The 26,632-nt window shown below is 43.0% G+C and carries 24 protein-coding genes, 1 tRNA gene and 1 riboswitch; of the genes, 10 read left to right on the forward strand and 15 right to left on the reverse strand.

What is annotated here, in order from left to right:
- The first annotated feature begins 20 nt into the window (after positions 1-20).
- Entirely contained in the window at positions 21-830 is an 810-nt protein-coding gene (locus tag MS_RS06235; protein WP_041639802.1) for a D-hexose-6-phosphate mutarotase, read from the forward strand.
- A gap of 72 nt (positions 831-902) precedes the next feature.
- Here the strand turns inward: MS_RS06235 and MS_RS06240 are convergent, their stop codons facing one another.
- From MS_RS06240 to uvrD, 6 genes are all read right to left on the reverse strand, one after another.
- Positions 903-1,862, reverse strand: coding sequence for an AEC family transporter (locus MS_RS06240; RefSeq protein WP_011200537.1), 960 nt, complete (start codon positions 1,860-1,862; stop codon positions 903-905).
- A gap of 168 nt (positions 1,863-2,030) precedes the next feature.
- On the reverse strand, positions 2,031-3,014 hold the full coding sequence (locus MS_RS06245; RefSeq protein WP_011200538.1) for a peptide ABC transporter ATP-binding protein: 984 nt from the start codon (positions 3,012-3,014) through the stop codon (positions 2,031-2,033).
- Positions 3,007-3,990: a dipeptide ABC transporter ATP-binding protein gene (dppD, locus tag MS_RS06250; RefSeq protein WP_011200539.1), complete on the reverse strand. Its 984-nt coding sequence runs from the start codon at positions 3,988-3,990 to the stop codon at positions 3,007-3,009. Before dppD ends, MS_RS06245 begins: the two co-directional genes overlap by 8 nt.
- A gap of 10 nt (positions 3,991-4,000) precedes the next feature.
- The gene (locus MS_RS06255; protein WP_011200540.1) at positions 4,001-4,888 is read right to left on the reverse strand and encodes an ABC transporter permease subunit; all 888 of its coding nucleotides are present in this window, start codon (positions 4,886-4,888) and stop codon (positions 4,001-4,003) included.
- Positions 4,889-4,897: 9 nt separating this feature from the next.
- Positions 4,898-5,902: an ABC transporter permease subunit gene (locus MS_RS06260; protein ID WP_011200541.1), complete on the reverse strand. Its 1,005-nt coding sequence runs from the start codon at positions 5,900-5,902 to the stop codon at positions 4,898-4,900.
- A 338-nt stretch (positions 5,903-6,240) separates the two neighbouring features.
- Positions 6,241-8,421 (reverse strand): DNA helicase II, encoded by a 2,181-nt coding sequence (gene uvrD, locus MS_RS06265; protein WP_041639803.1) that lies wholly within the window; start codon positions 8,419-8,421, stop codon positions 6,241-6,243.
- Positions 8,422-8,534: 113 nt separating this feature from the next.
- Positions 8,535-8,625, forward strand: a riboswitch (TPP riboswitch).
- Positions 8,626-8,681: 56 nt separating this feature from the next.
- On the opposite strand from uvrD, the gene MS_RS06270 reads away from it, so the two are divergent.
- Entirely contained in the window at positions 8,682-9,740 is a 1,059-nt protein-coding gene (locus MS_RS06270) for an ABC transporter substrate-binding protein (RefSeq protein WP_041639805.1), read from the forward strand.
- Positions 9,741-9,816: 76 nt separating this feature from the next.
- Here MS_RS06270 and uvrB read toward each other — a convergent pair whose 3' ends face one another.
- Positions 9,817-11,853 (reverse strand): excinuclease ABC subunit UvrB, encoded by a 2,037-nt coding sequence (gene uvrB / locus MS_RS06275; RefSeq protein ID WP_011200545.1) that lies wholly within the window; start codon positions 11,851-11,853, stop codon positions 9,817-9,819.
- A 449-nt stretch (positions 11,854-12,302) separates the two neighbouring features.
- On the opposite strand from uvrB, the gene MS_RS06280 reads away from it, so the two are divergent.
- Together MS_RS06280 and MS_RS06285 are read left to right on the forward strand one after the other, a co-directional pair.
- Positions 12,303-12,378 (forward strand) — tRNA-Asn (locus tag MS_RS06280).
- A gap of 190 nt (positions 12,379-12,568) precedes the next feature.
- Complete coding sequence (locus MS_RS06285) at positions 12,569-13,546, forward strand: calcium/sodium antiporter (protein ID WP_011200546.1); 978 nt, start codon at positions 12,569-12,571, stop codon at positions 13,544-13,546.
- Positions 13,547-13,613: 67 nt separating this feature from the next.
- Here MS_RS06285 and degS read toward each other — a convergent pair whose 3' ends face one another.
- Genes degS through nrdR form a run of 3 tightly spaced genes read right to left on the reverse strand, consistent with a single transcriptional unit; the run spans position 13,614 to position 16,240 of the window.
- Positions 13,614-14,660 (reverse strand): outer membrane-stress sensor serine endopeptidase DegS, encoded by a 1,047-nt coding sequence (gene degS, locus MS_RS06290; RefSeq protein WP_011200547.1) that lies wholly within the window; start codon positions 14,658-14,660, stop codon positions 13,614-13,616.
- Between the two features lie 6 nt (positions 14,661-14,666).
- Complete coding sequence (ribD, locus tag MS_RS06295; protein ID WP_011200548.1) at positions 14,667-15,788, reverse strand: bifunctional diaminohydroxyphosphoribosylaminopyrimidine deaminase/5-amino-6-(5-phosphoribosylamino)uracil reductase RibD; 1,122 nt, start codon at positions 15,786-15,788, stop codon at positions 14,667-14,669.
- Positions 15,789-15,790: 2 nt separating this feature from the next.
- Positions 15,791-16,240, reverse strand: coding sequence for a transcriptional regulator NrdR (gene nrdR / locus MS_RS06300; protein ID WP_011200549.1), 450 nt, complete (start codon positions 16,238-16,240; stop codon positions 15,791-15,793).
- Between the two features lie 247 nt (positions 16,241-16,487).
- Here nrdR and MS_RS06305 point away from each other — a divergent pair, with 247 nt between their 5' ends.
- The 4 genes from MS_RS06305 (at position 16,488) to MS_RS06320 (ending at position 20,324) form a co-directional block, all read left to right on the forward strand.
- The gene (locus MS_RS06305; protein WP_011200550.1) at positions 16,488-16,985 is read left to right on the forward strand and encodes a YbhB/YbcL family Raf kinase inhibitor-like protein; all 498 of its coding nucleotides are present in this window, start codon (positions 16,488-16,490) and stop codon (positions 16,983-16,985) included.
- Between the two features lie 174 nt (positions 16,986-17,159).
- Positions 17,160-18,551: a DASS family sodium-coupled anion symporter gene (locus MS_RS06310; protein ID WP_011200552.1), complete on the forward strand. Its 1,392-nt coding sequence runs from the start codon at positions 17,160-17,162 to the stop codon at positions 18,549-18,551.
- Positions 18,552-18,684: 133 nt separating this feature from the next.
- A complete protein-coding gene (locus MS_RS06315) occupies positions 18,685-18,957 on the forward strand; it encodes an ACT domain-containing protein (RefSeq protein WP_011200553.1) in 273 nt (90 codons plus the stop codon).
- A gap of 11 nt (positions 18,958-18,968) precedes the next feature.
- On the forward strand, positions 18,969-20,324 hold the full coding sequence (locus tag MS_RS06320; RefSeq protein WP_041639807.1) for a PFL family protein: 1,356 nt from the start codon (positions 18,969-18,971) through the stop codon (positions 20,322-20,324).
- A 141-nt stretch (positions 20,325-20,465) separates the two neighbouring features.
- Here the strand turns inward: MS_RS06320 and MS_RS11270 are convergent, their stop codons facing one another.
- Genes MS_RS11270 through MS_RS06330 form a run of 3 tightly spaced genes read right to left on the reverse strand, consistent with a single transcriptional unit; the run spans position 20,466 to position 21,512 of the window.
- The gene (locus MS_RS11270) at positions 20,466-20,648 is read right to left on the reverse strand and encodes a DUF1848 family protein (RefSeq protein ID WP_011200556.1); all 183 of its coding nucleotides are present in this window, start codon (positions 20,646-20,648) and stop codon (positions 20,466-20,468) included.
- A gap of 46 nt (positions 20,649-20,694) precedes the next feature.
- Positions 20,695-20,982 (reverse strand): DUF1848 family protein, encoded by a 288-nt coding sequence (locus tag MS_RS11220; protein ID WP_050738260.1) that lies wholly within the window; start codon positions 20,980-20,982, stop codon positions 20,695-20,697.
- 53 nt (positions 20,983-21,035) lie between these two features.
- Complete coding sequence (locus MS_RS06330; RefSeq protein WP_011200559.1) at positions 21,036-21,512, reverse strand: MerR family transcriptional regulator; 477 nt, start codon at positions 21,510-21,512, stop codon at positions 21,036-21,038.
- 96 nt (positions 21,513-21,608) lie between these two features.
- Between MS_RS06330 and MS_RS06335 the strand changes: the two genes are divergently transcribed.
- Both MS_RS06335 and fghA read left to right on the forward strand, forming a co-directional pair.
- Positions 21,609-22,718 carry an S-(hydroxymethyl)glutathione dehydrogenase/class III alcohol dehydrogenase gene (locus tag MS_RS06335; RefSeq protein ID WP_041640207.1) on the forward strand — a complete coding sequence of 370 codons (1,110 nt, stop codon included), beginning with the start codon at positions 21,609-21,611 and terminating at the stop codon, positions 22,716-22,718.
- Positions 22,718-23,566 carry an S-formylglutathione hydrolase gene (gene fghA, locus MS_RS06340; RefSeq protein WP_011200561.1) on the forward strand — a complete coding sequence of 283 codons (849 nt, stop codon included), beginning with the start codon at positions 22,718-22,720 and terminating at the stop codon, positions 23,564-23,566. The genes MS_RS06335 and fghA overlap by 1 nt, the downstream gene beginning before the upstream one ends.
- Before the next feature lie 120 nt (positions 23,567-23,686).
- On the opposite strand, the gene MS_RS06345 is transcribed toward fghA, so the two are convergent.
- Positions 23,687-24,655 carry a Gfo/Idh/MocA family protein gene (locus tag MS_RS06345; protein WP_041639810.1) on the reverse strand — a complete coding sequence of 323 codons (969 nt, stop codon included), beginning with the start codon at positions 24,653-24,655 and terminating at the stop codon, positions 23,687-23,689.
- A gap of 139 nt (positions 24,656-24,794) precedes the next feature.
- Positions 24,795-26,627, reverse strand: a complete 1,833-nt coding sequence (locus tag MS_RS06350; protein WP_011200564.1) for an ATP-dependent nuclease — start codon at positions 26,625-26,627, stop codon at positions 24,795-24,797.
- Positions 26,628-26,632 lie beyond the last annotated feature (5 nt).

Genomic DNA, 26,632 nt, shown 5'->3' on the forward strand with positions numbered 1-26,632 from the left:
ATGAACAAAAAGGAAATTTTATGGAATCTAAATTAATTAAACAAATAACGCCGGCTATAAGCTTACATCAATATAATGAAATTCCGGTAATTAAGCTCAACCACGCCGTCGGACAAGCGGAAATCGCCTTGCAAGGCGCACATCTGTTTAGTTGGAAACCCGCCTACTGCCCACAAGATGTACTTTGGTTAAGTGAAATCGAGCCGTTCAAACTCGGTACCGCAATCAGAGGCGGCATTCCTATTTGTTATCCTTGGTTTAATAATGCCGGTACGCCTTCACACGGATTTGCCCGAATCAGTTTATGGCAACTTAGCGATTATGAAGTTTCCGCTGAAAAAGTGCGGTTGGAATTTTCATTATTTTCAGAACAACGGCTGATTATTGCCAAAATACAATTCGTCTTCACCGGAGAATGCGAAATTACCTTTACGAATTACGCGGAAGAAAACGCCCAAGCAGCCTTACATACTTACTTTCGGGTGGGCGATATTCGTCAGCTGGAATTATATAACTTACCAACCCGCGTTTTTAATTCCTTAACTCAAACGGAAGAAAATGTTCCTTCGCCGAGAACCATCGGCGAATTAGTGGATTGCGTTTATTCCGCCGAACTTGGCGCAACCTTAATTCAGGATAATCAATTAAACCGTAAAATCAATGTAGAACATATTAATGCAAGCGATATTGTGGTTTGGAACCCATGGCATAAGCCGACGGGCGGTATGAGTGAAACGGGTTATCAGACAATGGTTTGCGTAGAAAGCGCGAGAATCAATAAACGGTTGAATTCAGGTGAACGGTTAGGGGTGAAAATTAGCCTGAGATAAATTGTTGAAGCTTCCCCATATTCCCCTTGCTTTATTAAAGAAGAGGGGAATTTGGTGATCGCACTTTTCCCATTAAATCCAACCTGCTTGAGATAATATTAATAGCATTAACGAAGAAGTTATCATTGAACCGACAGTGGTAATGCCGATAATATTGGCAACCGTCACAGAATTACCGCCCATTGCGCGAACCATTGCATAAGCGGCAGAAGCCACCGGAGTCGTATTCATTAATGCCACCACACCTAAAAGCATACCGTCTAACCCGAAAACCTTGCCGATTAGTATCATGAAAACCGGCGTAACAACTAACCGCCCGAGGCTTCCCATTAGCACAACGTTTGAGGTTTTATTGGAAAATACCGACAAATCAATGGTTGCTCCGGTACAAATCAAGGCTAAGGGTAAAGTCATATTAGCTAAATAATTGCCGGTAGAAAGCAACGGAGCCGGTAATTGCAAAGAGATACTATTTGCAATTAAGGCGAACAAAATAGCAATAATTAACGGATTTTTAATCACCCCTTTCATAATGCTCACGACACTGACGGAGCCTGTAGAAAGTGAACGGGTTAAGGTAATAACAGCCAATATATTATATAAAAAAATCACCGCCGCCGAATAAATGGACGCCGGCACCGCTGCGCTATCGCCGAATGCGCTGATACAAAAAGCTAAACCTAAAATCCCGCTGTTTCCGCGGTAAATCGCCTGAACAAAGGTACCGCGCTCCCGTTTTTCGGCAATAAATCTGGCGGCAAACAGTTCGGCTAATAAAAACAAACTGATAGTCCCGATAATACCCACCGACAATACCGCCATTTGCGAAATATAATCCACGTGCTTTCCATACACACTGAAAAATAACAAGACAGGTAAAGTAATATTAAAGACGACTTTTGTTGACTGCTCACAAAAACGATCATCGATCATTTTCTTTTTACGAATCAGCATACCAAGAATAAGCAGCAAAATTGTAGGCAGGGTAACACCGACGGAAAATATCAGCGACGAAAGAAAATCGGTTTTCATATTAGCGGCTCATAAAAACAGAAAATGTATTAGAACTGGCGGATGTGCTAATTATACTACGTAAAAATGAGATTAGCGGAACCCGTATTAAAATTTGCCAAAAAATAACCGCACTTTAAAAAAGCATATAGTTTAACAATATATGCTTTTCATACTTAATCAGCCGGATTATTCCACCATAAAACAGGCAATTCGCGTACCGTCGGAATAATCTTTCAACAAAGGTTGTTCCTGTTTACAACGTTCTGTCGCTAAACGACAACGCGTATGGAAAGCACAACCTTTTGGCGGATTGAGCGGACTTGGCAATTCACCTTCTAATTTGATTCGTTCCGAACTCAATTTTGGCGATAATCTAGGTGTGGCGGAAAGAAGCGCCTGCGTATAAGGATGGCGGGGATTTTTAAAAATCGCCTCAACCCTTCCCTGTTCGACACAACGCCCTAAATACATCACCATAACCTGATCCGCAATATGTTCTACAACGGAAAGATCGTGAGAAATAAACACATAAGACAAGCCCATTTCTTTCTGTAAATCCATCATCAAATTCAGCACTTGAGCGCGCACCGAAACATCTAACGCGGAAACAGGTTCATCGGCAACCACAATATCAGGCTGCAACATTAACCCGCGGGCAATGGCGATACGCTGACGTTGCCCGCCGGAAAACATATGAGGATAACGATGATAAAATTCCGCCCGCAGCCCTACTTTTGCCATAATTTCCAGTACCCGGGCTTTGCGCTGTGCCGCCGTCAAGTCCGTATTAATCACCAGCGGTTCTTCTAAAATAGAACCGATTTTTTTTCGCGGATTCAAAGAACCATAAGGGTTTTGGAACACAATCTGAATCTTTTGACGGCGCAGTTTTTGTGTAGTTTTATCATTTTCCAAAAAGTTTTGGCCGTTATAATAAAGCTCGCCGTCAGTGGGCGTTTCGATCATGGTCAACAGGCGCCCTAAGGTGGATTTACCGCAGCCGGACTCGCCTACCACCGCCAAGGTTTGCCCTTTTTCCAAACAAAAAGATACGCCGTCTAAGGCTTTAACCAGTTGAGGTTTAGCAAACAGACCTTTTTTGACCGGATAATATTTTTTTAGATTTACGGCCTCAAGCAATGGTGTCGCTTGTTTTATCGATTCAGACATTGCTCGGTTCTCCTTGTGCGTTTAACGGGGTATGGCATTTTACCTTGCCTTCACCCAATTGAATCAAATCCGGTTCAACCCGACGGCAATGTTCCGTTGCATAAGGGCAACGAGGATTTAATAAACAGCCTTGTGGCCTGTCGTATTTTCCCGGTACGACACCCTGTAAAGACTGCAATCGGGATTTACCTTCGGCAAATTCGGGCAACGAACGCAATAGTGCCTGGGTATAAGGATGTTTCGGCCGTTTGAAAATTTCTTCCGCCCGCCCTTCTTCGACTACCTGTCCGGCATACATCACAATAATACGATGGGCGGCTTCCGCTACTAACGCCAGATCATGAGTGATCAGAATCAATGCCATATTTTCTTGCTTTTGCAAAGTTAACAACAAATCGACGATTTGTGCCTGAATAGTTACGTCCAGTGCCGTTGTCGGTTCGTCGGCAATTAATAATCTAGGTTTACAGGCGATCGCCATGGCAATCATCACCCGTTGCGACATTCCACCGGAAAGTTGGTGCGGATAAACATCTAAACGGGACTCGGGAGCGGGAATACCGACCAATTTTAATAACTCGACGGTTCGTTCTCGACGTTCTTTTTTGCTGCCGCCCTGATGTGCCTTCAGCGCTTCCATAATCTGATAACCCACGGTATAACAAGGATTTAGGCTGGTCATCGGATCCTGAAAAATCATCGACACATCGGCACCTACTATTTTTCGTTTTTGTTTTTCATTTAAACTTAACAAATCCACGCCGTCAAAAGATAAAGCTTCTGCGGATACCCGCCCCGGATAATCAATCAACCCCATAATTGCCAGAGAACTGACGGATTTACCGGAACCGGATTCCCCCACAATGCCCAACACTTCGCCCTTATTGACCGAATAACTAATACGATCTACCGCTTTAAAAGGGGCTTTTCCATCACCAAAATGAACGGAAAGTTGGTTTACATTTAATAATGACATCGTCCGCTCCTTACTGTTTTAATTTTGGATCAAGAGCGTCGCGCAAACCGTCGCCCATTAAGTTAAACGCTAAAACCAATAATAAAATGGCAACCCCGGGAATAGTCACCAACCAGCTTGCCGCCTGCATAAAACTGCGGGCTTCTGCAAGCATTGTTCCTAATTCCGGCGTAGGGGGTTGGGCGCCGATGCCTAAAAAGCCTAATGCCGCCAATTCAAGAATCGCATTGGAAATACCCATAGTCATTTGCACAATTAATGGCGCTAAACAATTTGGCAGAATAACAATAAACATAAGCCGTAAAACGCCGGCTCCCGCAACACGGGAAGCCACTACGTAATCCCGGTTTTTTTCGTTTAATACGGAAGCGCGCGTTAACCGCACATAACTCGGTACGGACACAATAGCGATAGCAATGGCGGCATTAAATAACGAGGGCCCTAAAATAGTTACTAATGCGATGGTTAGCAACAAACTTGGAATCGCCATCATAATATCCATCAAACGCATGACGATAACATCTAATAATCCGCCGTAATAGCCCGCCAGCAGGCCTAAAATTACACCGAAAATACAGGACAGTATAACAATCAATAAACCGATAAAAACCGATAATCGGGCTCCATAAATAATGCGGGAAAGAATATCGCGCCCGATATCGTCCGTGCCTAAGAAATAAGAAAGCGATCCGTTTTCCATCCAGGCGGGCGGCAATAATAATGCATCACGGTGTTGCACAATAGGATCATAAGGCGAAACAAAAGGTGCACAAATACAGATAAAAAAGACCGCCGCAATAAATGTCAAACCAATAACGGCGCCTTTATTTTGTCTGAAATAATACCAAAACTCTTGCAATGGTGTTTGAGGTGTAGATGAAGTGATTTCAGTAGTCATTAAAATTTCCTAATTATGGCGAATACGCGGGTTCACCACGCCATAAATAACATCAACAAGTAAATTAACGACGATAATAATCGTTGAAATAATCAATACGGAACCCTGTAATACAGGATAATCGCGGGCGTTAATAGCATCAATAATCCATTTGCCGATACCCGGCCATGAGAAAATGTTTTCCGTAAGCACCGCGCCGGACAATAACTGCCCCACAATCAGCCCTACCACCGTAATAACGGGAATCAATGCGTTACGTAACGCATGCACAATCACAATTCTTGTCGTGCTTAAACCTTTGGCTTTAGCGGTGCGGATATAATCCTCCCCTAACACTTCCAGCATGGAGGAACGCGTCATCCGGGTAACTACCGCAAGCGGGATTGTGCCTAACACAACAGCAGGCAGAATTAGGGATTTGATTGCCGCAACAAATGCGCCCGGCTCGCCGGAATTCCAGGTATCAATCAGCATAAAGCCGGTATCGAAATCGATCCAGTATTCATCGGGCAAACGTCCGCCGGCGGGCAATCCCAAGAAATTAGAAACATAGAGAATAAGGATAAGCCCCCACCAAAAAATAGGCATGGAATAACCGGTCAGTGATAACGCCGTGACCGTGTGGGAGATCCAGCTGTCTTTTTTTACCGCGGCAATAACCCCAAGAAAAATCCCGGCAATTAACGACCACAGCAAGGCAAAAAACGCCAGTTCTACAGTAGCGGGGAAAAGAGTGAAGAATTCTTTCAAAACCGGTTCATTATTACGGAATGAACGACCGAAATCTCCTTGTACAACGCCTTTTATATAATTTAGATATTGTTCGGGTAAAGGATCGTTCAACCCCATTTGCTCCATCATTTGCGCATGAACGATAGGATCAACGCCACGCTCTCCCATACGGATTTCAACAGGATCGCCGGGAATAAAATGAACCAGTGCAAACGTAACCAACGTGATGGCTAAAAAAGTAGGAATAACCATCAAAATACGTTTGAGAATAAACTTAAACATAAAATTTCTCGTTAGGTTGTAATTATGAAAAGTGCGGTGATTTTTTCGTTTCTATGACAATACCCGCACCAAAGATAAGCATATTTTCTTATTAGGGGGTATGGAGGGGTTTGGCAGGAGTTTGCTTTACCTAAGTTTTAAAGCATAAAGACCTTAAATAATGAAAATACCCCGCGAAATTAAATTATCGGGCGCTTCAACCGACAGCGCCGTCAATGTCAATAATTAATAATAAAACAGCAATCGTCGAACAAAACATTAGCATATAAGAACTTGATTGCAAAGTCTCCCCGAGAAGAAAAGAAGCCGAGGATATAGAAAAAAGATTTAAATAATCCCTAAAGCTTTTCTAAATTTGCCAAATGCGCAATTAACCATTTGATCCCCTGCCCCTGGAACGCGATTTGCAAACGGGTGTTATTATCCGAGCCTTCAACATTAATCACCGTTCCCGTGCCGAATTTGCCGTGTTTCACTTTTTGCCCGGTTTTCCAACCGCTGTCGTTTAACGGTGAAATTTTCACAGAACCGACCGCACTTTGATTGTAAGCGCGGGTAACCGTACCCCGCAAACGAACCGCCTGAATACATTCCTGCGGTAATTCATTGATAAAACGGGACGGAATATGACGCTCTTCTTTGCCGTATAATCGGCGACTTTCCGCATAGCAAATAGTCAATTTCTGTTTTGCTCGGGTGATCCCCACATAAGCCAAACGGCGTTCTTCTTCCAAACGCCCCGGTTCTTCTAAAGACATAAAACTAGGGAATAAGCCTTCTTCTACGCCGACCATAAACACCCGCGGAAATTCCAGACCTTTAGCCGAATGCAAAGTCATCATTTGCACACAGGATTGATGAGGAGATGCCTGCTCTTCACCGGCCTCAAGAGATGCATGCGTTAAAAAGGCGCTTAGATCCGACATATCTTCCGCATCATCAGGTTTGATGAATTCCCGCGTTGCGGAAACCAGTTCTTCCAGGTTTTCAATACGAACCTCACCTTTTTCGCCTTTTTCCTGTTTATACATTTCATATAAACCGGAATGCTTAATGACAAAATCCGTTTGCGCAAATAAAGGCATTTCTTCCGTTTCCTGCGCCAAGGAATTAATTAATTCGCAAAAGCGCAGTAATGCCGTTGCCGAACGTCCTGCCAGTTTATTTTCACCGATAGCTAACTGAGTGGCTTGCCATAAGGTAATTTCCCGCTCGCGGGTAAGATTACGCAACACATCTAAAGTGCGATCGCCAATACCGCGTGTCGGCGTATTGATAACCCGTTCAAAAGCGGCGTCATCCTGCCGATTCGCAATCAAACGCAAATACGCCAACGCATCTTTAATTTCCTGACGCTCGAAGAACCGCATACCGCCATAAATCCGATAAGGAATTTGCGCGCGAATCAAAGCCTCTTCAATCACGCGGGACTGACTGTTACTGCGATATAACACCGCACAATCATTGAGTTCGCCGCCGTCTTCCCACCAGATTTTAATTTGAGAAGAAACAAACAAAGCTTCATCCAATTCGTTAAATGCGGCATAAATACCGACGGGCTCGCCTTTGTCGCCCTCGGTCCAAAGATCTTTTCCCAAACGGTTACTGTTATTGGAAATAAGCTGGTTTGCCGATTGCAGAATATTGCCCGTAGAACGATAATTTTGTTCTAAACGAATGGTTTTCGCTTTATGGAAATCATCTAAAAAACGCTGAATATTTTCAACTTGCGCACCGCGCCAGCCATAAATGGATTGATCGTCATCACCCACGATCATAACATTGCCGGTCTCGCCCGCCAGCAATCGAATCCAGGCATATTGAATTTTGTTGGTATCCTGAAATTCGTCTACTAAAATTTGCTGGAAACGTTGCCGATAACGCTGCAGAATTACCGGTTTTTTGAGGAATAATTCGTAGGCACGCAATAAAATTTCCGCAAAATCCACTAATCCGGCTCGATCGCAGGTATCCTGATAAATGCGATAAATATTAATCCATTCACGCTCTTGTTTATCGTTATTATCATCAATTTGGTGAGGGCGTAATCCGTCATCTTTTTTATTATTGATATACCAGCAAGCCTGTTTTGCGGGAAACATTTTTTCATCGTAATTATGTAGTTTAAGCAGGCGTTTCAGTAAACGTAGCTGATCTTCGCTGTCCAGAATTTGGAAATCCTGCGGTAAATTCGCATCCAGATAATGAGCACGCAATAATCGGTGGGCAATACTGTGAAAAGTGCCCACCCACATACCGAACAAACGGCGGGAAGAATGTTGTGAAAGGGTGGATTCAATACGCTGGCGCATTTCCGCCGCCGCTTTATTGGTAAAGGTTACCGCCATGATACTGCCTTCAGAAATCCCTTCAACGGCAATTAACCAAGCGATTCGGTGCGTTAGCACTCTGGTTTTACCGCTGCCGGCACCGGCCAACACAAGATAATTTCCAAGCGGCGCCGCTACAGCTTCACGTTGTTTATCGTTTAATCCGTCGAGTAATTCTGAAATATCCATCAATTTACCGTTTTATCTGTTTATTTTTACAGGGGATTATATTGTCTGTATGGCATTTGTCAATGCAATCCTCCGACCTCATTTACAAATAAAAGGAAACCTTTTATAGTTATCGCCGTTAGTCGGGGTGCTTAAATTAGCTGAGAAAATACCCGTGAACCTGATACAGTTAACACTGGCGTAGGAAACTAATCAATCTATTGAGAACTCTTTCGTTTAAGTGTTGGTTGTTTTGTTTTCACTAGTCAAGGAGCAGATCAATGACAACTTTACTATCATCACATCCTCTCAAAACTTTGATAAAATCGACCGCACTTTTATGCGGATTATCCTTATTTCTTCCCTCCGGCGCACAGGCTGAAGGCAAACTCAATATTTATTGCAGCGTGCAAAACACGACCTGCGAAAAAGTCGCGCAAGCTTTTTCAAAAAAATATAATGTGAAAACCCAGTTTGTACGTAACAGTACGGGTACGGTATTAGGCAAAATTAAAACGGAAAAAGATAATCCGCAAGGAGACGTTTGGTATGGCGGAACCCTCGAACCGCATTTGCAGGCGGCGGATTTAGGTTTGCTGGAAAAATACCGTTCGCCTAACCAAAAAGATATTTTGCCGATATTTAAAGATCTCACTGAAAAACGTGGCGAATACACTTCCGTTATTTATCTAATGGAACTCAGTATGGGCATAAACAGTAAGAAATTAGCCTCGCTCAATATCGAGCCGCCCAAATGTTTTGCCGATTTGCTCGATCCCCGCTTCAAGAACCAAATTCAATATGCAGATCCCCGTGTATCCGGTACCGGTTATTCTTTCTTAATTGCCTTGGTTTCCCTTTGGGGGGAAGAAAAAGCCTTTGATTTCTTAGCCAAATTAAATAAAAACATTGCGCAATATACTAAAAGCGGGCTGGCGACCAGCAATCTGGCAAGCGGCGAAGTCGCCGTGGACATCAGTTTTTTCCACACTTACGTTCGGGAAAAAGAAAAAGGCGCTCCGGTTGAAGGCGTTTATCCTTGCGAAGGAACCGCTTATACTTTAGGGGCAACCAGCATTATTAAAGGCGCCCGCAATTTAGATAACGCCAAATTATTCACCGATTGGGCATTAACGCCAGAAGCGCAGGAAGTGCATTGGCGCGAAGCGGATTCCTATCAACTGCCGGCAAATATTCATGCGCAATATTATCCGGGCATGCATGTGCCGGCTAATCCTAAGATCATTGATATTGACTTTATCCGTTTCGGTTCCAACGAACAAAGCAAACGACTGATTGAACGCTGGGTGAACGGCATTTTAAGTAACCAGCCTCAATAAACAAAAAAACGGCATTCAAAATCATCGAATGCCGTTTTCTTTTTATACAAAAATCCGGAAATTTTAACCGCACTTTTTAACCGTTTTCGACAAATTGTTCCCTTAATTTATGCAATTGGTCACGAATTGCGGCCGCTTTTTCAAATTCCAAATCCTGTGCAAATTTATACATTTGCTGTTCAAGTTTCTTAATTTGTTGCTGATATTCTTTCGCAGTCATCGGTATTGCATAAGTTGTCGCAGGCTCGGCCGCTTTTTGGCTACGCGGTTTGTTTCTTGATTTATTCGAACCACCCTGACCTATATCCAATAACTCGCCCACTTTTTTATTTAATCCTTGCGGCGTAATGCCGTGTTCCTCATTATATTTCATTTGCTTTTCACGACGGCGGTTAGTTTCGGTGATCGCCTTTTCCATGGAATTGGTAATACGATCCGCATAAAGAATGGCTTTGCCCTTTAAATTACGCGCCGCCCGACCGATAGTTTGAATTAACGAACGTTCGGAACGCAAGAAACCTTCTTTATCCGCGTCAAGAATGGCAACCAGCGACACTTCCGGAATATCCAGTCCTTCCCTTAATAAGTTGATTCCTACCAACACGTCAAATTCGCCTAAACGTAAATCGCGGATAATTTCCACCCGTTCCACGGTGTCGATATCGGAATGCAAATAACGCACTCTTATGCCGTGTTCATCCAAATAATCGGTAAGGTCCTCCGCCATGCGCTTAGTCAATGTAGTTACCAGTACTCGCTCATTGCGATCCGCACGCTGACGGGCTTCGGACAGCAAATCGTCTACCTGAATAGAAACCGGACGGATTTCAATTTCCGGATCAAGCAAGCCCGTCGGGCGCACCACCTGGTCGATAATTTCCGTACCTGATTTTTCCAATTCGTAAGGTCCGGGCGTTGCCGAAACATAAATAGTCTGCGGCGCCAAGCGTTCGAATTCTTCAAAACGCAGCGGTCGGTTATCCAATGCGGAAGGCAAACGAAAGCCGTATTCCACCAACGTTTCTTTACGCGAACGGTCACCGCGGTACATACCGCCGATTTGCGGCACCGTGACATGAGACTCATCAATAACCAGCAAAGCATCGGAAGGCATATAATCAAATAAGGTAGGCGGTGGCTCCCCCTCATTCCGACCGGATAGGTAGCGGGAATAATTTTCGATCCCGGAACAATAACCCAATTCGTTCATCATTTCTATATCAAACTGAGTACGCTGGGTAATTCGCTGTTCTTCCAATAATTTGTTTTCTTTAATGAAATATTCCCGGCGATCCGCTAGCTCCGATTTGATTTTTTCAATGGCATCTAAAATTTGTTCTCTCGGCGTTACATAATGAGTTTTCGGGTAAACGGTAAATCTCGGCACTGCACCAAAACCGGTACCGGTTAACGGGTCAAATAAGCTTAAGCGCTCAATTTCATCGTCGAATAATTCGATTCGTACCGCCCGATCATCGGATTCGGCCGGGAAAATATCAATAATTTCACCTCGCACCCGAAAAGTACCGCGCTGAAAAGCCTGATCGTTGCGGGTATATTGCAATTCGGCTAAACGGACTAAAATTTGACGCTGATCGATAATCGCCCCCGTTTGCAAATGCAGCATCATTTTTAAATAGGAATCCGGATCACCTAAACCATAAATAGCGGAAACGGAAGCCACAACAATAGTGTCACGGCGTTCAAGGAATGATTTTGTAGCGGACAGGCGCATTTGTTCGATTTGATCATTAATGGAAGCGTCTTTTTCGATAAATGTATCGCTACTCGGCACATAAGCCTCAGGCTGGTAATAATCATAATAAGAAACAAAATATTCCACGGCATTTTCCGGAAAGAAAGCTTTCATCTCCGCATAAAGCTGAGCCGCCAAAGTTTTATTCGGAGCAAGTAACATCGCCGGGCGGTTAAGCTTTGCGATCACATTGGCGATGGTAAAGGTTTTTCCCGAACCGGTCACACCGAGCAAGGTTTGATGAGCAAGCCCGTCATTTAAATTTTCCGCCAATATTTCTATAGCTTGAGGCTGATCGCCCGAAGGTTTAAATTCGGAATGCAGAATAAAGGGTTTCGAATTGATTTTATGTGACATAAATAATCTGCCGAGTTAAAGAATTAAGAACCGTAATGACGGGCTTAGTTTAACATAAATTCATCACAAATTCAGGGAGTAAAAATGTAAGTTTTACACAGACTTACATTTGTCAATAAGAAAGCTTCACAAAAATGAAAAATTTTTTAAAAAAATTCCTGGAATTTTCATAACTTATTGATAAATAAAGAAATGACATTTTACAACCAATTTATTGTTAAAATAGTAAAACCCCTGTTTTCATCAGGGTTTAGCCAACTTCTTAAAGAATAACTCACAGAGTTATCCACAGATTTTGTGGATAGAAAATTTTCGCCGGAAATTTAAAAAATTTTTCTAATTGACAGTTGACAATAAGCGGACTTCCCTTTATTATTCGCCACCTACTTAATTCGATACCCCAAGGTTTGTCCATCTTTTATAAACAGACCTTAATGTTACAGAATAATTCCTCCTTAGTTCAGTCGGTAGAACGGCGGACTGTTAATCCGTATGTCGCTGGTTCAAGTCCAGCAGGAGGAGCCAAATTCTCTTTTGGTTACTTTTATTTGTCTCCTTTTATAAAAGTGTAGTGTATCAGCCAAAAGATTTTTTTGCCCGCCCTTTTTGCGGGCTTTTGTTTTTTTAACGTCCCGCTTTTATTTCTTCGCAACCCTATTCAATTTTTATCATTCTATATATAATTCCCGTTCGTTTTATTGATTTAGGATCTCTTATGTATCTTCCTTCTCTTGCCATTATCGGCGGTTTAATTCTGTTAATCTGGTCGGCGGATCGTTTTGTTGACGGAGCCACCGCCACGGCGCGCGCTTTCGGTATGCCTCAACTTTTAATCGGTATCGTTATTATCGGTTTTGGTACTTCCGCGCCGGAAATGATTGTCTCCGCGCTTTCCGCATTAAACGGCAATCCGGGCATTGCGCTGGGAAATGCTTACGGCTCAAATATTACCAATATTGCGTTAATTCTGGGGTTAACCGCCCTCATTTCACCTTTAGCGGTAAATTCACAAGCGTTAAAACAGGAATTGCCAATGCTTATTTTCATTACCGCAATTTCCGCCCTGTTAATCTATGATAACGAAGTTTCCCGATTAGATGCCTTTGTTTTATTATTTATTTTCTTTATTTATATGAGTTGGTCGATCATAAACGGGTTAAAAAACAAAAATGACAGTCTGGCTCGAGAAATTACGGAAGAATTGGCCGAACAGGAAGAGATGAGCTTAAAACAGGCGCTTATGTGGTTACTCGTAGGTCTGGTATTATTAATGACCAGTTCTCAGTTATTAGTTTGGGGAGCCGTTGAATTCGCCCATTATTTCGGTGTCAGCGACTTAGTTATCGGTTTAACTATTGTCGCGGTCGGCACATCATTGCCGGAGCTCGCCTCCTCTTTAGCAGCGGCAAAAAAGGATCAGGTAGATTTAGCCGTCGGCAATATCATCGGTTCTAATTTATTTAACACACTTGCGGTTGTAGGAATTGCCGGTGTGATTTCGCCGATGCAAATAGGGCCTGAAGTCTTTAACCGAGATATGCTGGTAATGTCCGCACTGACAGTCGCCTTATTAATCTTCGGATTAGGTTTCGGCAGAAGCAAAAAAGCGGGGAAAATCAACCGATTTGAAGGTTTATTGTTTTTTGTCTGTTATATCGTCTACAACCTATACTTATTTCAAACTGCGGTATAAATTTGCGAATTTTTTACCGCACTTTTGATAAAAATTGAGCGACATAAATGTCGCTCAATTTTTTGGGTTATTGCGGCAGAGTATCGGGGAATTCTTCAATTTTTACCGGCAATTCTAACTGGTTACCGGCACGTTCAATCAACACCTTCACCACACTTCCCGGACGAACGTTGCTGATAACCTGCATCATTTGCGCCGGCGAATTCGCTTTTTCACCGTTGAATTCCAAAATAACGTCATTCGGCTGAATACCGGCTTTCGCCGCAGGACCGTTGCTTACCACACTTTTTACTTTAACTCCCGGCTCGGAATCGGAACCGTCGTTAAAGATAATATCGCTTTGCACACCAAAAAAACCGCGGATAACACGACCGTCACGGATAATCTTTTGCAACACGTCATTGGCGATATTCATCGGAATGGCAAAATTTAATCCTTCTGCGACATCCGAAGGATCCTTGCCGAAACTTAATGTGCTGATACCCACTAATTCACCCACTGAGTTAATTAAAGCGCCCCCCGAATTTCCCCGGTTAATCGAAGCATCGGTTTGGATAAAGTTTTGGCGTCCTACCGAATCTCCAATAGCATTGCGACCAGTGGCGCTGATAATACCCTGGGAAACACTTTGTCCCAAGTTGTAAGGATTACCGATAGCCAGCACAACATCGCCCACATGAATCGAACGATCCGGATTTTGCGGAATGGTGGTCAGGTTATCCGCACGAATTTTTAATACTGCGAGATCAGTCAATTTATCCGTACCAATCAATGTGGCTTCAAATAAAGCGCCGTTTTGTAAAGCCACTACAATTTGATCGGCATTTTGAATAACGTGCATATTAGTCAGAATATAGCCGTCTTTCGACATAATCACACCCGATCCCAGATTATTGACTTGAAATTTCTCATCGACACTGGAAGAAGATAATGATTGATTATAAACATTCACCACTGCAGGCGAGGCGGCACGTACCGCATTTTTAAAAGATAAAACCACGTCTTCGCCGGAATAAAACGGTTGTCCGGTTGAAGAAAAACGAGGTAAAACCGCTAATATAAAACCCGCACAAGCTAAACCGATAACAGCGGACTGAATAATTTTCTTTAGCATTATTGATTACTTCCTCATGTAAATCATTTTAATATCATCACCTACTTTTTCCATGGATTGGAGCCGCCATAAAGGCGCATCCGCTAATTTAGTTAAATGCGGCAAATGACATAGGCCTTTTGCTTCGTCACCCAATAATTTAGGCGCTATATATAACACCAATTCATCCACTAAATTCTGCTCGATTAATGCCCCCGCCAATTTAGCACCCGCTTCTACCCAAACGGAATTAATTTGGCGTTTGCCTAATTCTATCATCAAGGCTTGCAGTAAGCTTTGTTCCTTTTCAGGCATTAAACAGATAATTTCGCAATTCGCAGGAAAATCCGTAAGATCCCGCGGTTGTATACCCGCCAACCAAACAGGCGAATCTATCTTAAACAGATTAAGCTGAGATGAAATTTGCTGTTTAGAATCAATAATCACACGTACCGGCTGGCGCACCGTTTCTTTTTTATAATCTGCTTTTAACTGTTCGGGAAATTGCTCCCAGCGCACATTTAAACTTGGGTTATCAGCCAGCACCGTACCGCTAGCCGATAAAATAGCGGAAGCCTTTGCTCGCTCCTGTTGCACGTCAATGCGTGCCGATTCACCGGTAATCCACTGGCTTTCACCAGTCGATGTGGCGGTTCTGCCGTCAATTGTCATTGCCATTTTCAATTGCACATAGGGGAGCCCGGTTCGCATACGTTTTAAAAAACCGCGATTTAACCGCTCCGCTTGTTCTTGTAATAACCCTACCGCAGTTTCAATCCCCGCCTGTTGTAACATTTTCAGCCCTTGACCGGCAACAGAAGGATTCGGATCTTCCATTGCCGCAATCACTTTAACCACGCCGGCTTCAATTAACCCTTTCGCACACGGCGGCGTACGCCCGAAATGGGAACAAGGCTCAAGAGTTACATAAGCGGTGGCGCCTTTTGCGTTTTTCCCCGCCTCGCGCATAGCCATAACCTCCGCATGAGGTTCGCCCGCTTTAAAATGAAAACCTTTGCCGACGATTTCACCCTGTTTCACTAAAACACAACCGACGGACGGATTAGGGGTAGTAGTAAATTGCCCCTTTTCAGCTAATTCAATGGCTAGTTGCATAAATGCGCGATCTTGTTCGGTAAATTCGCTCATGTTTAATCCTTTAACTTTTCAATTTCGTTACTGAACTCGTTAATATTTTCAAAACTTAAATAAACCGAAGCAAAACGAATATACGCCACTTTATCCAGTTTTTTCAGCTCTTCCATTACCAAAGAGCCCACTAATTTACTCGGCACTTCTCGTTCGCCGGTTGCCCGTAACTGATGAGTAATATGACTGATTGCCTTTTCTACGTCATCGGCGCTTACCGGGCGTTTTTCCAGCGCATGCTGGATGCCGCGGCGTAATTTATCTTCATTAAAAGGTTCACGCATACCGTTATTTTTGATAATTTTAGGCACCACTAATTCAGCCGTTTCAAAGGTGGTAAAACGCTCATGACATTTCGTGCATTCACGACGACGACGAACCTGATAGCCATCTGAAACCAAACGGCTGTCAATAACCTTGGTTTCTTCTGTTGAACAAAATGGGCAATGCATAAGCTTTTTCTCCTAAGAGATGAAAATGTTGGCTGATAATAACAAAGTTTAGCCCGCTTTACGATATAAAAGGCTTTGTTTTATTTTTTAATTTCCTCTTTTATTGAATAATAATCTAACAAAATCTCTGTTATGATGGAACTTATCAACAACAGGCATATTTTTGTCCTTTTTAATCCTCTTTAACTTGCCATTATGATTTAACTGTGGCAATTTAAAACATCATTTCATTTTAACGGAGGTATCTATGAAAGTAACCAGTTCCGCCATTAAAAACGGCGCTTTTGAAGATAAATACGGTAAACGGGGCTCACAGTTTACACCGAACGGTATGCCGAGTTATTCCATTCCTTTTGAAATTACAGGGGCGCCGGAAGGCACTAAATCTTTTGCCGTGGTATTAGAAGATAAAGATGCCGTTACCGCCAGCGGATTTGTTTGGATCCATTGGTTAATCGCTAATTTAGAACGCACCTCCGTTTTGGAAAACGAAAGCCAAACGGCGACGGATTTCATTCAGGGTGCCAATTCCTGGTCCAGTGTTTTAGCTAAACTTGATATTACCGAGGCTTCGGCTTACGGCGGCATGGCACCGCCAAACTGCCTGCATCGCTACGAGCTTTTTGTTTATGCTTTAGATACGAAATTAGACTTACAGCCGGGTTTTAAATTTAATGAGTTGCACTTTGCTATGCAGGGACACATTTTAGCAAAAGCGGAAATTATGGGTACTTACGATGTTTAATCAAAAGTGCGGTCAAAAAAATAGTTTTTTTGAACCTTGGCTATGCCGACATTCCCGAAAAGAAAAACGATCCGTTATACGGATTGCAGATACTTTTCCATGATTTTTATCATAAATTAAGTCTTCTTCTGACCTTATAGGAGAAGGCTTTTCATTAATACACAGAGGTACAAAATGAGTACGGATACGCAAGAAAACGAATCAAGTAAAAACCGCCGCAATATGATTATTCTTATTGCAGATATTGGGTTATTTTTTATTTTATTAAATGTTCTCCCCTTTGATGAAGCGCCAAGAAAAGGACTTTCCCTGTTAGCTTTTGTTGCTGTTCTTTGGCTCACCGAAGCCTTACACGTTACCATCACCGCTCTTTTTGTTCCTATTTTAACTATCGGCTTGGGATTGTTCTCCACCAAAGAAGCGTTAGTGGCTTTCGCCGACCCTACCATCTTTCTGTTTTTCGGTGGATTTGCCTTAGCCGCTGCGTTACACATTCAAAAAATTGATCGCTTGATCGCCAATAAAATTATGACGATGGCAAAAGGCAATCTGTGCGTCGCCGTCTTATTTTTATTCTTTGCTACCGCTTTTTTATCTATGTGGATGAGCAATACCGCCACTGCCGCCATGATGATTCCGCTCGCCATGGGGATTATGAGTAATATGGACAGAGAAAAAGAGCATAACACTTATGTGTTCGTGCTATTAGGTATTGCTTACAGTGCAAGTATCGGCGGTATGGGAACCTTAGTCGGCAGTCCGCCGAATGCGATTGCCGCCTCACAAGTAAATTTAACTTTTGCAGACTGGGTAAAATACGGCGTACCGGTCATGTTATTGCTGTTCCCGATTGTGATCGGCTTGCTTTACTTTAATTTCAGACCGAAATTTAATCAAACCTTTGATTACCAATTCGAGCAAATCCAATTAACTACTCCGCGAATTATCACCCTGAGTATTTTCGTTCTTGTCGCCTTATTATGGGTTTTAGGATCGGAAATTAACCCTTACATAGCAAGCTTGCTAGGATTAGGCGGTAAAATTGCAAGCTTTGACAGTATCGTCGGCGTTTCTGCCGCATTATTACTTTGTATCTGCCGGGTTGTGAACTGGGAACAAATTCAGCATCACACCGAATGGGGCGTATTATATCTCTTCGGCGGCGGTTTGACCCTAAGCGCCGTATTAACCCATACCGGTGCGAGTAAAATTATGGCGGACGGCATTGTCGCCATTATTGAAGGCAAACATTACTACATTATCTGCTTAATTATCGCCTCCTTTATCGTGTTACTCACGGAATTCACTTCAAATACCGCCAGTGCGGCGTTATTAGTACCGATTTTTATTTCCATTGCCGAATCACTCAATATGTCGCCGCTCGGTTTTGCATTAATTATCGGTTTGGGCGCTTCCTGCGCCTTTATGATGCCGGTGGGGACGCCGCCGAATGCCATTGTGTTCAGTACCGGAATGGTCAAACAGCGCGATATGTTGCGGTCATATAAAATAAACCTAAGCTGTATCATTATCGTTTCGGCTATCGGTTATTTATTCTGGCTGTAAACTTTATTCCGACAATCAAAAGTGCGGTGAAAAATTTAAGATTTTTTTACCGCACTTTTACTTTCATCCAATCGCCGCAAAAACTGCTATAATTCACTTTCAACGATTTAACTCACTTATAACAGGAAAAAATATGGCAAACTCAGTAATTACCGTTATCGGTAAAGACCGTGTCGGTATCGTTTACGACGTATCAAAAATACTTGCGGAAAACCAAATCAATATCGTGAATATCACCCAACAATTAATGGATGATTACTTCACCATGATTATCTTGGTAGACACATCAAAATGTTCCAAATCATTCCCCGAATTAGCGGAATTCTTCACTCAAGAAAGTAAAAACCTTGCCTTAGATATTCGTTTGCAAAACGAAGAAATCTTTAAAGCAATGCACCGGATCTAACGGAGTGAATGATGACAATTCAATCTAGCGAAATTTTAGAAACCATTCGAATGGTGGCGGATCAAAACTTTGACGTGCGAACCATCACCATCGGTATTGATTTACACGACTGTATCACCAACGATATTGATCAGTTAAATCAAAATATTTACAACAAAATTACCACTATCGGCAAAGATTTAGTGGAAACCGCCAAAATCCTTTCCGCGAAATACGGCGTACCTATTGTAAATCAACGGATTTCCGTCACCCCTATCGCACAAATTGCCGCGGCAACCAAAGCGGATTCTTACGTATCTATTGCACAAACCTTGGATCGTGCGGCGAAAGCGATCGGCGTATCCTTTATCGGCGGCTTTTCCGCGCTGGTACAAAAAGGCATGTCGCCTTCCGACGAAGTGTTAATCCGTTCAATTCCGGAAGCCATGAAAAGCACGGATATCGTATGCAGCTCCATCAATATCGGTTCAACCCGTGCGGGTATCAATATGAATGCGGTAAAACTGGCGGGCGAAACCATTAAACGCACGGCGGATATCACGCCGGAAGGCTTTGGTTGCGCCAAAATCGTGGTGTTCTGCAATGCGGTGGAAGATAATCCGTTTATGGCGGGCGCTTTTCACGGTTCGGGCGAAGCGGATGCGGTAATTAACGTGGGAGTTTCCGGTCCGGGCGTGGTGAAAGAAGCCTTGGCGAATTCCAATGCCACCAGCTTAACCGAAGTGGCGGAAGTGGTGAAAAAAACCGCCTTTAAAATTACCCGCGTGGGTGAATTAATCGGTCAGGAAGCGTCAAAAATGCTGAATATTCCATTCGGTATCCTGGATTTATCCCTCGCCCCTACACCGGCGGTGGGCGATTCGGTGGCGCGAATTCTTGAAACCATGGGCTTAACGGTTTGCGGTACCCACGGTACGACCGCCGCCCTTGCGTTGTTAAACGACGCTGTGAAAAAAGGCGGTATGATGGCATCCAGTGCGGTAGGCGGTTTAAGCGGCGCCTTTATTCCGGTATCGGAAGACGAAGGTATGATCGCCGCAGCGGAAAGCGGTATTTTAACCCTGGATAAACTGGAAGCCATGACGGCGGTTTGTTCCGTCGGTTTGGATATGATTGCGGTGCCCGGCTCGACACCGGCCCATACCATTTCAGGCATTATCGCAGACGAAGCGGCAATCGGTATGATCAACAGCAAAACCACCGCCGTGCGCATTATTCCGGTTAGCGGCAAAAACGTAGGCGAAAGCGTGGAATTCGGCGGATTGCTCGGTTATGCGCCGATTATGCCGGTGAAAGAAGGATCCTGCGAAGTGTTTGTCAACCGTGGCGGACGCATTCCGGCGCCGGTGCAGTCCATGAAAAACTAATCATATAAAAGTGCGGTGAATTTTAATGAAATTTTAAAACTCACCGTTTTTTTGATTATTTTTTAATACCTAAAGGTAATGGATACGATAGATGCTGCTATTAATCCTTCCGCAGTATAATCAAATCCATCTGCCGAGTAGCTAAAAAGCTTTTTTGCGGGCTTTGAGTGACAACATCCGTTTCACGCAAATACCCGAGCAATAAGGGCGAATCCGGATCGTGATATTGCTGCATGCACGGGCTTTGGCGGAACTTTTATTGGCATAACAATATTTGCAACCGCTGGGACAACTGTCGTAAGCACCAATGTCACGACTTTCCACACAACCGCAATGTGTCGGTCGCCTTTATGTTTAAGCGATTTAAAATTCACGCCGTTGGCACGCCCGGCTCAATATCCTTGCCGTAGGCGGTGATGGTGTAATGAAAATAAGTGTTAAAACGATCGGTGATTTTGTGTAGATCCGGCAAAATCAGACGGTAATTCTTTGAACAAAACACCACACAATCCACCGTTTCAGGCGTCAGTTCATAACGTGTAACTTTATTCGGAAACAGCGGATTGCGCGACAGCACATAGCCTTCTTCAAAGCGTTTTAACAGCCATTTACTGTAATAATGGACGGTATCGGTGCGCCCGCCGGTGTTGATAATCATAGAAAACCTTAATTTGTACAAAATACGGATTGCTTTTAAACATCTCTGTAACTTTATTCATTCTCCGCCATACTCAACGGTGATACCGGCAGTAAGATATTCTGTTCGGCAAATTGTTGCTGGAGTTGGGTATCCAACACCGCTTGCACCGAACCCAATTCTTTAGCGCATTGATAGAACTGGCGTTTGTATTTCAGAATTTCCAAATGGCGTTGTAGTTCGGCAATTTGTTGCTCCACTTTGGTGACTTGCGCTTGGAATAATTGCAAACGCTGTTCAATGGTGCTGTCGCCATAATTTAACCACTCCACAAACCGCTTAATTTCTTTAAGCGGCATTCCGGTATTTTTTAGGCATATCAATAATTCTAACCACTCTACGTCCGCTTGAATGAACAGACGGTTGCCATTTTGATCACGCTGAACGGATGGCAATAAACCCTCTTTCTCATAAAAGCGTAACGTATGTGTTGTAATCGCTAATTTTTCGGCTAATTGGCTAATGGTATAAAATTTTTTTTGGCTGTTCATACAAAAACCCTCAAAAAAGACTTGCCTTAGAGTTTACTCTAACTTTTATACTATGCCTACTTTTTACTGTGATAAGGAAAAATTATGAGCAATACAATTAAATCCCGTGCGGCGGTGGCATTTGCACCGAACGAACCACTTAAAATGGTAGAAATTGATGTAGAACGCCCGAAAAAAGGCGAAGTATTAGTAAAAATCACTCATACCGGCGTATGCCATACGGACGCTTTCACTTTATCGGGCGCTGATCCGGAAGGCGTATTCCCTGTGGTTCTTGGTCACGAAGGTGCCGGAGTTGTTGTAGAAGTGGGCGAAGGCGTGACCAGTGTTGCGGTGGGCGATCATGTAATTCCGCTCTATACCGCGGAATGTCGCGAATGTGAATTCTGTAAATCAGGCAAAAGTAACCTGTGTGTATCAGTGCGTGAAACACAGGGTAAAGGCTTAATGCCGGATGGCACAACCCGTTTCTCTTACAACGGCCAGCCGATTTTCCACTATATGGGTTGTTCAACCTTCAGTGAATATACTGTAGTAGCGGATGTTTCATTAGCAAAAATCAATCCGCAAGCAAATCCGGAAGAAGTGTGCTTACTGGGTTGTGGTGTAACCACGGGTATCGGTGCGGTACACAATACGGCAAAAGTACAAGAAGGCGATTCAGTAGCGGTGTTCGGTTTGGGCGGTATCGGCTTGGCGGTAATCCAAGGAGCGAAACAGGCAAAAGCGGGACGTATTATTGCCATAGATACCAACCCGGCAAAATTTGAGCTGGCGCGGGAATTTGGTGCAACCGAATGTTTAAACCCGAATGATTTCGACAAACCGATCCAACAGGTAATTATCGAAATGACCAAATGGGGGGTGGATCATACTTTTGAATGTATCGGTAATGTGAATGTGATGCGCGCAGCCTTGGAATCGGCGCATCGTGGCTGGGGCCAATCAATCATTATCGGTGTGGCAGGTGCGGGACAAGAGATTTCAACCCGTCCGTTCCAATTGGTTACCGGCAGAACCTGGAAAGGTTCGGCATTCGGCGGCGTGAAAGGCAGAACACAGTTGCCGGGCATGGTTGAAGATGCGATGAAAGGCATTATTCGTTTACGTCCGTTTGTCACTCACACCATGCCGATTGAACGCATTAACGAAGCTTTCGATTTAATGCATGAAGGTAAATCAATTCGTACAGTGGTGCACTACTAATGAAACAGTTAGAAAACGTCCGTATTTTCGGCGGCGAGCAACAAGTGTGGCAACATCAGTCTGCCACACTGAATTGCACAATGAACTTTGCCATCTTTTTACCTAAGCAGGCAAAAACAGAAAAATTGCCGGTGCTCTACTGGCTTTCCGGTTTAACCTGTACCGAGCAAAATTTTATTACCAAAGCAGGCGCACAACGCTATGCGGCGCAACATAAAGTGATTATTGTCGCACCGGACACCAGCCCGCGCGGCGATGATGTGGCGGACAATGAAAGTTACGATCTTGGCAAAGGCGCAGGGTTTTATCTCAATGCTACCCAACAGCCTTGGGCAAAACATTATCAAATGTATGATTATATTGTGAATGAATTGCCTGCGTTAATCGCGGAACATTTCCCTGTTAATGGTAAACAGGCAATTAGCGGACATTCAATGGGCGGACACGGCGCATTAACCATTGCGCTAAAAAATCCGCAACGCTATAGCAGTGTATCCGCATTTGCCCCAATTGTTGCGCCTACTCAGGTACCTTGGGGGCAAAAAGCCTTTCAACACTATTTAGGCGATAATCAAACGCAGTGGACACAATATGATGCGACCGCATTAGTGAACGCGGAAACGCGTTTGCCGATCCGTATTGATCAAGGAGATAAAGACAGTTTCTTAACGGAACAACTGCGTCCGGAACTGTTTTTAGACGCTTGCCGGGCACATCATGTGGCTTGTGAATATTATTTACGCCAAGGCTACGATCACAGCTACTACTTCATTGCCACTTTTATCGGCGAGCATATCGCTTTCCACGCCAAAGCGTTGTATCAAGATTCAGAGGCTTTGCCTCTCTGATTATAACAAAGCCAGATGTAGGGGCGGGTCCTGTGCCCGCCCGAAATACCTGTGATTTTAAAGGGCGGGCACAGGACCCGCCTCTACTAATTACAAAATAAGCATAGTTTTATGGTTATTTCACTCCCCGGCAAACCTGATTCCCGCTCCTTTTCTCGCTTGTTCAATCACTTCGCTGACCGCCGCCGAAATATCCAGCATTTTTTCCGCTTGGGCAAAATCCTTGCGGTCAACAATGTCCACAAACCGCTCAAATTCAGGGAGCATACGGTGTACGTCGCCGAACTCAAAATGCTGCGCTTCGCCTTGATTCGGGGTGTAAGTGAAACGGTTCATGGCATTCGCCGGCATTGGTACGGTGATATTGCCTTTATCGCCTTGAATAGAGAGCATAACCGGTGCGGCGCAGTCTTTTGCGCCGATACAAACCGCTTTAAATTGCGGATAATCCAACAGCAAAATACCGCTGGTATCAATGCCGCGCTGAATATTGGCGGCGTAGGTACAGCTTTGCGGTTTGCCGAACAGCCCCACCGCAAAATGCACGTTATAGACATTGAGATCCATCAATGCCCCGCCCGATTTTTGCGGGTCAAACACCGGTAACGTTTCGCCCGCTTTGAAACGGTCGTAACGGCTGGAATACTGGCTGTAATTCAGACTGACGATTTTAATCTCGCCCAGCTCCGCCACTTTTTCCCGAATCGCAAGATAAGCAGGCAGATAATGCACCGTAACCGCTTCAATTAAGATCACGCCTTGGGTTTGAGCCAGTTGTCTTAGTTGATTAAATTCATCCGTATTTGAGGTGATTGGCTTTTCCATAATCACGTTTTTGCCCGCTTCCAGCGCCTGCTTGGCAAAAGAAAAATGAAGATGATTCGGTAGGGCGATATAGATCGTATCCAAATCGGAATTTAGCATTGCAGCATAATCACTAAACACCTGCAAAATGCCCTGTTCGGCGGCAAACTGCGCGGTTTTTGCCTGATCCCGCCCCCAAATAGCCAGCTGCTCCAGCCGAACCTTGTGCAAAGTTTGCATTAAATCCCGCACAATCATTCCCGTACCGACAATTCCAAGTTTCATCCCCATCTCCTTGCATTATTTAACAATCACTCTGATTCTACCGCTTACCCAAAGGTTTTTGCAAAAATTTTGGTGAAAGTGGGGGGGTTGTGAAAGTGGAAATGCCGTCTGAAAGTTCACTGTCAGACTGCATTTTTAGCTATTTTAGTCCCAAAGCAGAATTGACAACTGTCGTAACATTGTCATTTTTTCTTAAAATTATAGGAAAACCTTTCACATCCAGAACTTTGCTGCTCATTGAAATTTCTAATTCATCCCTATTATTAATCCCATAAGAAAAAATCGTTGATGGCTTATTAAAACTAGTTTCTCCTTCTGAATATCGTGCGTGAATAGGAGTTATGAAGGATAGCAATTCATCCCGAATTGCTCTAGACTCATCAATTTTCTCACTATTGGAAGCATACATTAAACAATCGATAACATCCTTATATTCCTCGCGTAAGGAATCAATTTTATCACTAGGTAAAGAATCAATATTTTCACTTTCAGCAACAGATTTATCTACTTTATCGTCTGATTCAAATTGTGCAGTTGAATAATAGGATTCAATAGCACCTTTTTTCAAAATAAATAATCCACATTCTTGAAAAATGCTAAATAATACATCTAAGCGATTTTTTATATTTGTCCATTCCTTTGCTAAATTTTCACTTACAAATAAAGTGCATAACGCAGATCGTTTATTTTTCTTATCAATATCATCTTTCTTATCAACATCATCTGAAAGTGAAAAATAAGGATGAGATTGGGCTTGTTCGGAAATTTCATTCCAATTATTCGTTACAGCGTTACAAAAATCATCATAAACTTGTTTCGCCCAAGATAATATATCTGCATTTCCTTGCTTGCTTGCCAACTCATTAGCTTTCTCTTTTATTTCTGTATTATTGAAATATGCATTAACTAAATTAAGTCCATCTGCAAAAGCATCAGCATCAACTAAAACAGTTGGATTTTTCCCCATTAATCTTAGTAATTTTACGGTTTCCGGCATAGCTTCTTTGCCATTAATAGGTAGAATCTGGGAGCCCGCTGCTTCAAGATTTAGATACAATTTATCTGATAGGGCATTACAAATAATAACATCTGACGGACCCTCAACCAATAATGGTGTTTTGGAAAATAATGCCAATTTATGTTCTTGTCCCAAACGCGCGATTAGCCCTTTTACTTTCTTGTTGTTTAGTTCTCCTGCATTTTGAGCAATTTGAATAGGATTTTCTTTTAAATCATTGCAGAAAATGAAATTTAACAGACTATTAGAGTTTGATATTTTTAGCATTTCTGTTGAGTGTGTAGCCATAATTATAAGTTTTTTATAATCATCATCATTTGGAATTCCAGCGGCTCGTTGAATTTCCTTCAATAAAAATGCTTGTAGCTGCGGATGTAATGAAACTTCTGGCTCATCAATGAGTAATACACCAACTTCATCATCATAGAGAGCGGATAAAATTCCTACCAAATGCAATAAGCCTGATGCTTCTCGTCCAGATGAATAATAAGTATTTGTAGCACCTAATCTGGAAAAAGAAATTTTTAAACTACCTGCATCCCAATCTACATCAATATTACGTTTGAACAATTTTTGTAAGCGTTCTCTTACCTTGATGAGAATATCTGGACGGGCAGATAATGTATGAAGGTCGCCATTAATATTTTCAATTTTATGACGATATTCTCTTTCATTTTTGTTACCATGCCGAGCATTATCACTCTCGTTACTTCGGTCAAATTGATCGTAATTTGAACGATATTGTTCTAATGGGCCTAATCGGCCAGCAGAAAGGAAGCGCACTTTCTTTTCTGTGAAACCTGAAAAGCTTTCTTTTAATCCTTTTAGTAAATGTGTTTTCCCTGAGCCATTAGGACCAACGATAAAAGTCAGTGCGGATCTTAGTTCTAGTTCGCGAGAAAAATTGCCTTCATGGCTATTAATATTAGCTGTAATAGATAATGGAAATTCCATAGTTT

It is taken from the genome of [Mannheimia] succiniciproducens MBEL55E, assembly GCF_000007745.1.
GTDB lineage: Bacteria > Pseudomonadota > Gammaproteobacteria > Enterobacterales > Pasteurellaceae > Basfia > Basfia succiniciproducens.

Bases quoted from the DNA above. Each gene is read 5' to 3' on its own strand.
- MS_RS06235 (WP_041639802.1), top strand. From the start codon at position 21: ATGGAATCTAAATTAATTAAACAAATAACGCCGGCTATAAGCTTACAT.
- MS_RS06240 (WP_011200537.1), bottom strand. From the start codon at position 1,862: ATGAAAACCGATTTTCTTTCGTCGCTGATATTTTCCGTCGGTGTTACC.
- MS_RS06245 (WP_011200538.1), bottom strand. From the start codon at position 3,014: ATGTCTGAATCGATAAAACAAGCGACACCATTGCTTGAGGCCGTAAAT.
- dppD (WP_011200539.1), bottom strand. From the start codon at position 3,990: ATGTCATTATTAAATGTAAACCAACTTTCCGTTCATTTTGGTGATGGA.
- MS_RS06255 (WP_011200540.1), bottom strand. From the start codon at position 4,888: ATGACTACTGAAATCACTTCATCTACACCTCAAACACCATTGCAAGAG.
- MS_RS06260 (WP_011200541.1), bottom strand. From the start codon at position 5,902: ATGTTTAAGTTTATTCTCAAACGTATTTTGATGGTTATTCCTACTTTT.
- uvrD (WP_041639803.1), bottom strand. From the start codon at position 8,421: ATGGATATTTCAGAATTACTCGACGGATTAAACGATAAACAACGTGAA.
- MS_RS06270 (WP_041639805.1), top strand. From the start codon at position 8,682: ATGACAACTTTACTATCATCACATCCTCTCAAAACTTTGATAAAATCG.
- uvrB (WP_011200545.1), bottom strand. From the start codon at position 11,853: ATGTCACATAAAATCAATTCGAAACCCTTTATTCTGCATTCCGAATTT.
- MS_RS06285 (WP_011200546.1), top strand. From the start codon at position 12,569: ATGTATCTTCCTTCTCTTGCCATTATCGGCGGTTTAATTCTGTTAATC.
- degS (WP_011200547.1), bottom strand. From the start codon at position 14,660: ATGCTAAAGAAAATTATTCAGTCCGCTGTTATCGGTTTAGCTTGTGCG.
- ribD (WP_011200548.1), bottom strand. From the start codon at position 15,788: ATGAGCGAATTTACCGAACAAGATCGCGCATTTATGCAACTAGCCATT.
- nrdR (WP_011200549.1), bottom strand. From the start codon at position 16,240: ATGCATTGCCCATTTTGTTCAACAGAAGAAACCAAGGTTATTGACAGC.
- MS_RS06305 (WP_011200550.1), top strand. From the start codon at position 16,488: ATGAAAGTAACCAGTTCCGCCATTAAAAACGGCGCTTTTGAAGATAAA.
- MS_RS06310 (WP_011200552.1), top strand. From the start codon at position 17,160: ATGAGTACGGATACGCAAGAAAACGAATCAAGTAAAAACCGCCGCAAT.
- MS_RS06315 (WP_011200553.1), top strand. From the start codon at position 18,685: ATGGCAAACTCAGTAATTACCGTTATCGGTAAAGACCGTGTCGGTATC.
- MS_RS06320 (WP_041639807.1), top strand. From the start codon at position 18,969: ATGACAATTCAATCTAGCGAAATTTTAGAAACCATTCGAATGGTGGCG.
- MS_RS11220 (WP_050738260.1), bottom strand. From the start codon at position 20,982: ATGATTATCAACACCGGCGGGCGCACCGATACCGTCCATTATTACAGT.
- MS_RS06330 (WP_011200559.1), bottom strand. From the start codon at position 21,512: ATGAACAGCCAAAAAAAATTTTATACCATTAGCCAATTAGCCGAAAAA.
- fghA (WP_011200561.1), top strand. From the start codon at position 22,718: ATGAAACAGTTAGAAAACGTCCGTATTTTCGGCGGCGAGCAACAAGTG.
- MS_RS06345 (WP_041639810.1), bottom strand. From the start codon at position 24,655: ATGAAACTTGGAATTGTCGGTACGGGAATGATTGTGCGGGATTTAATG.
- MS_RS06350 (WP_011200564.1), bottom strand. From the start codon at position 26,627: ATGGAATTTCCATTATCTATTACAGCTAATATTAATAGCCATGAAGGC.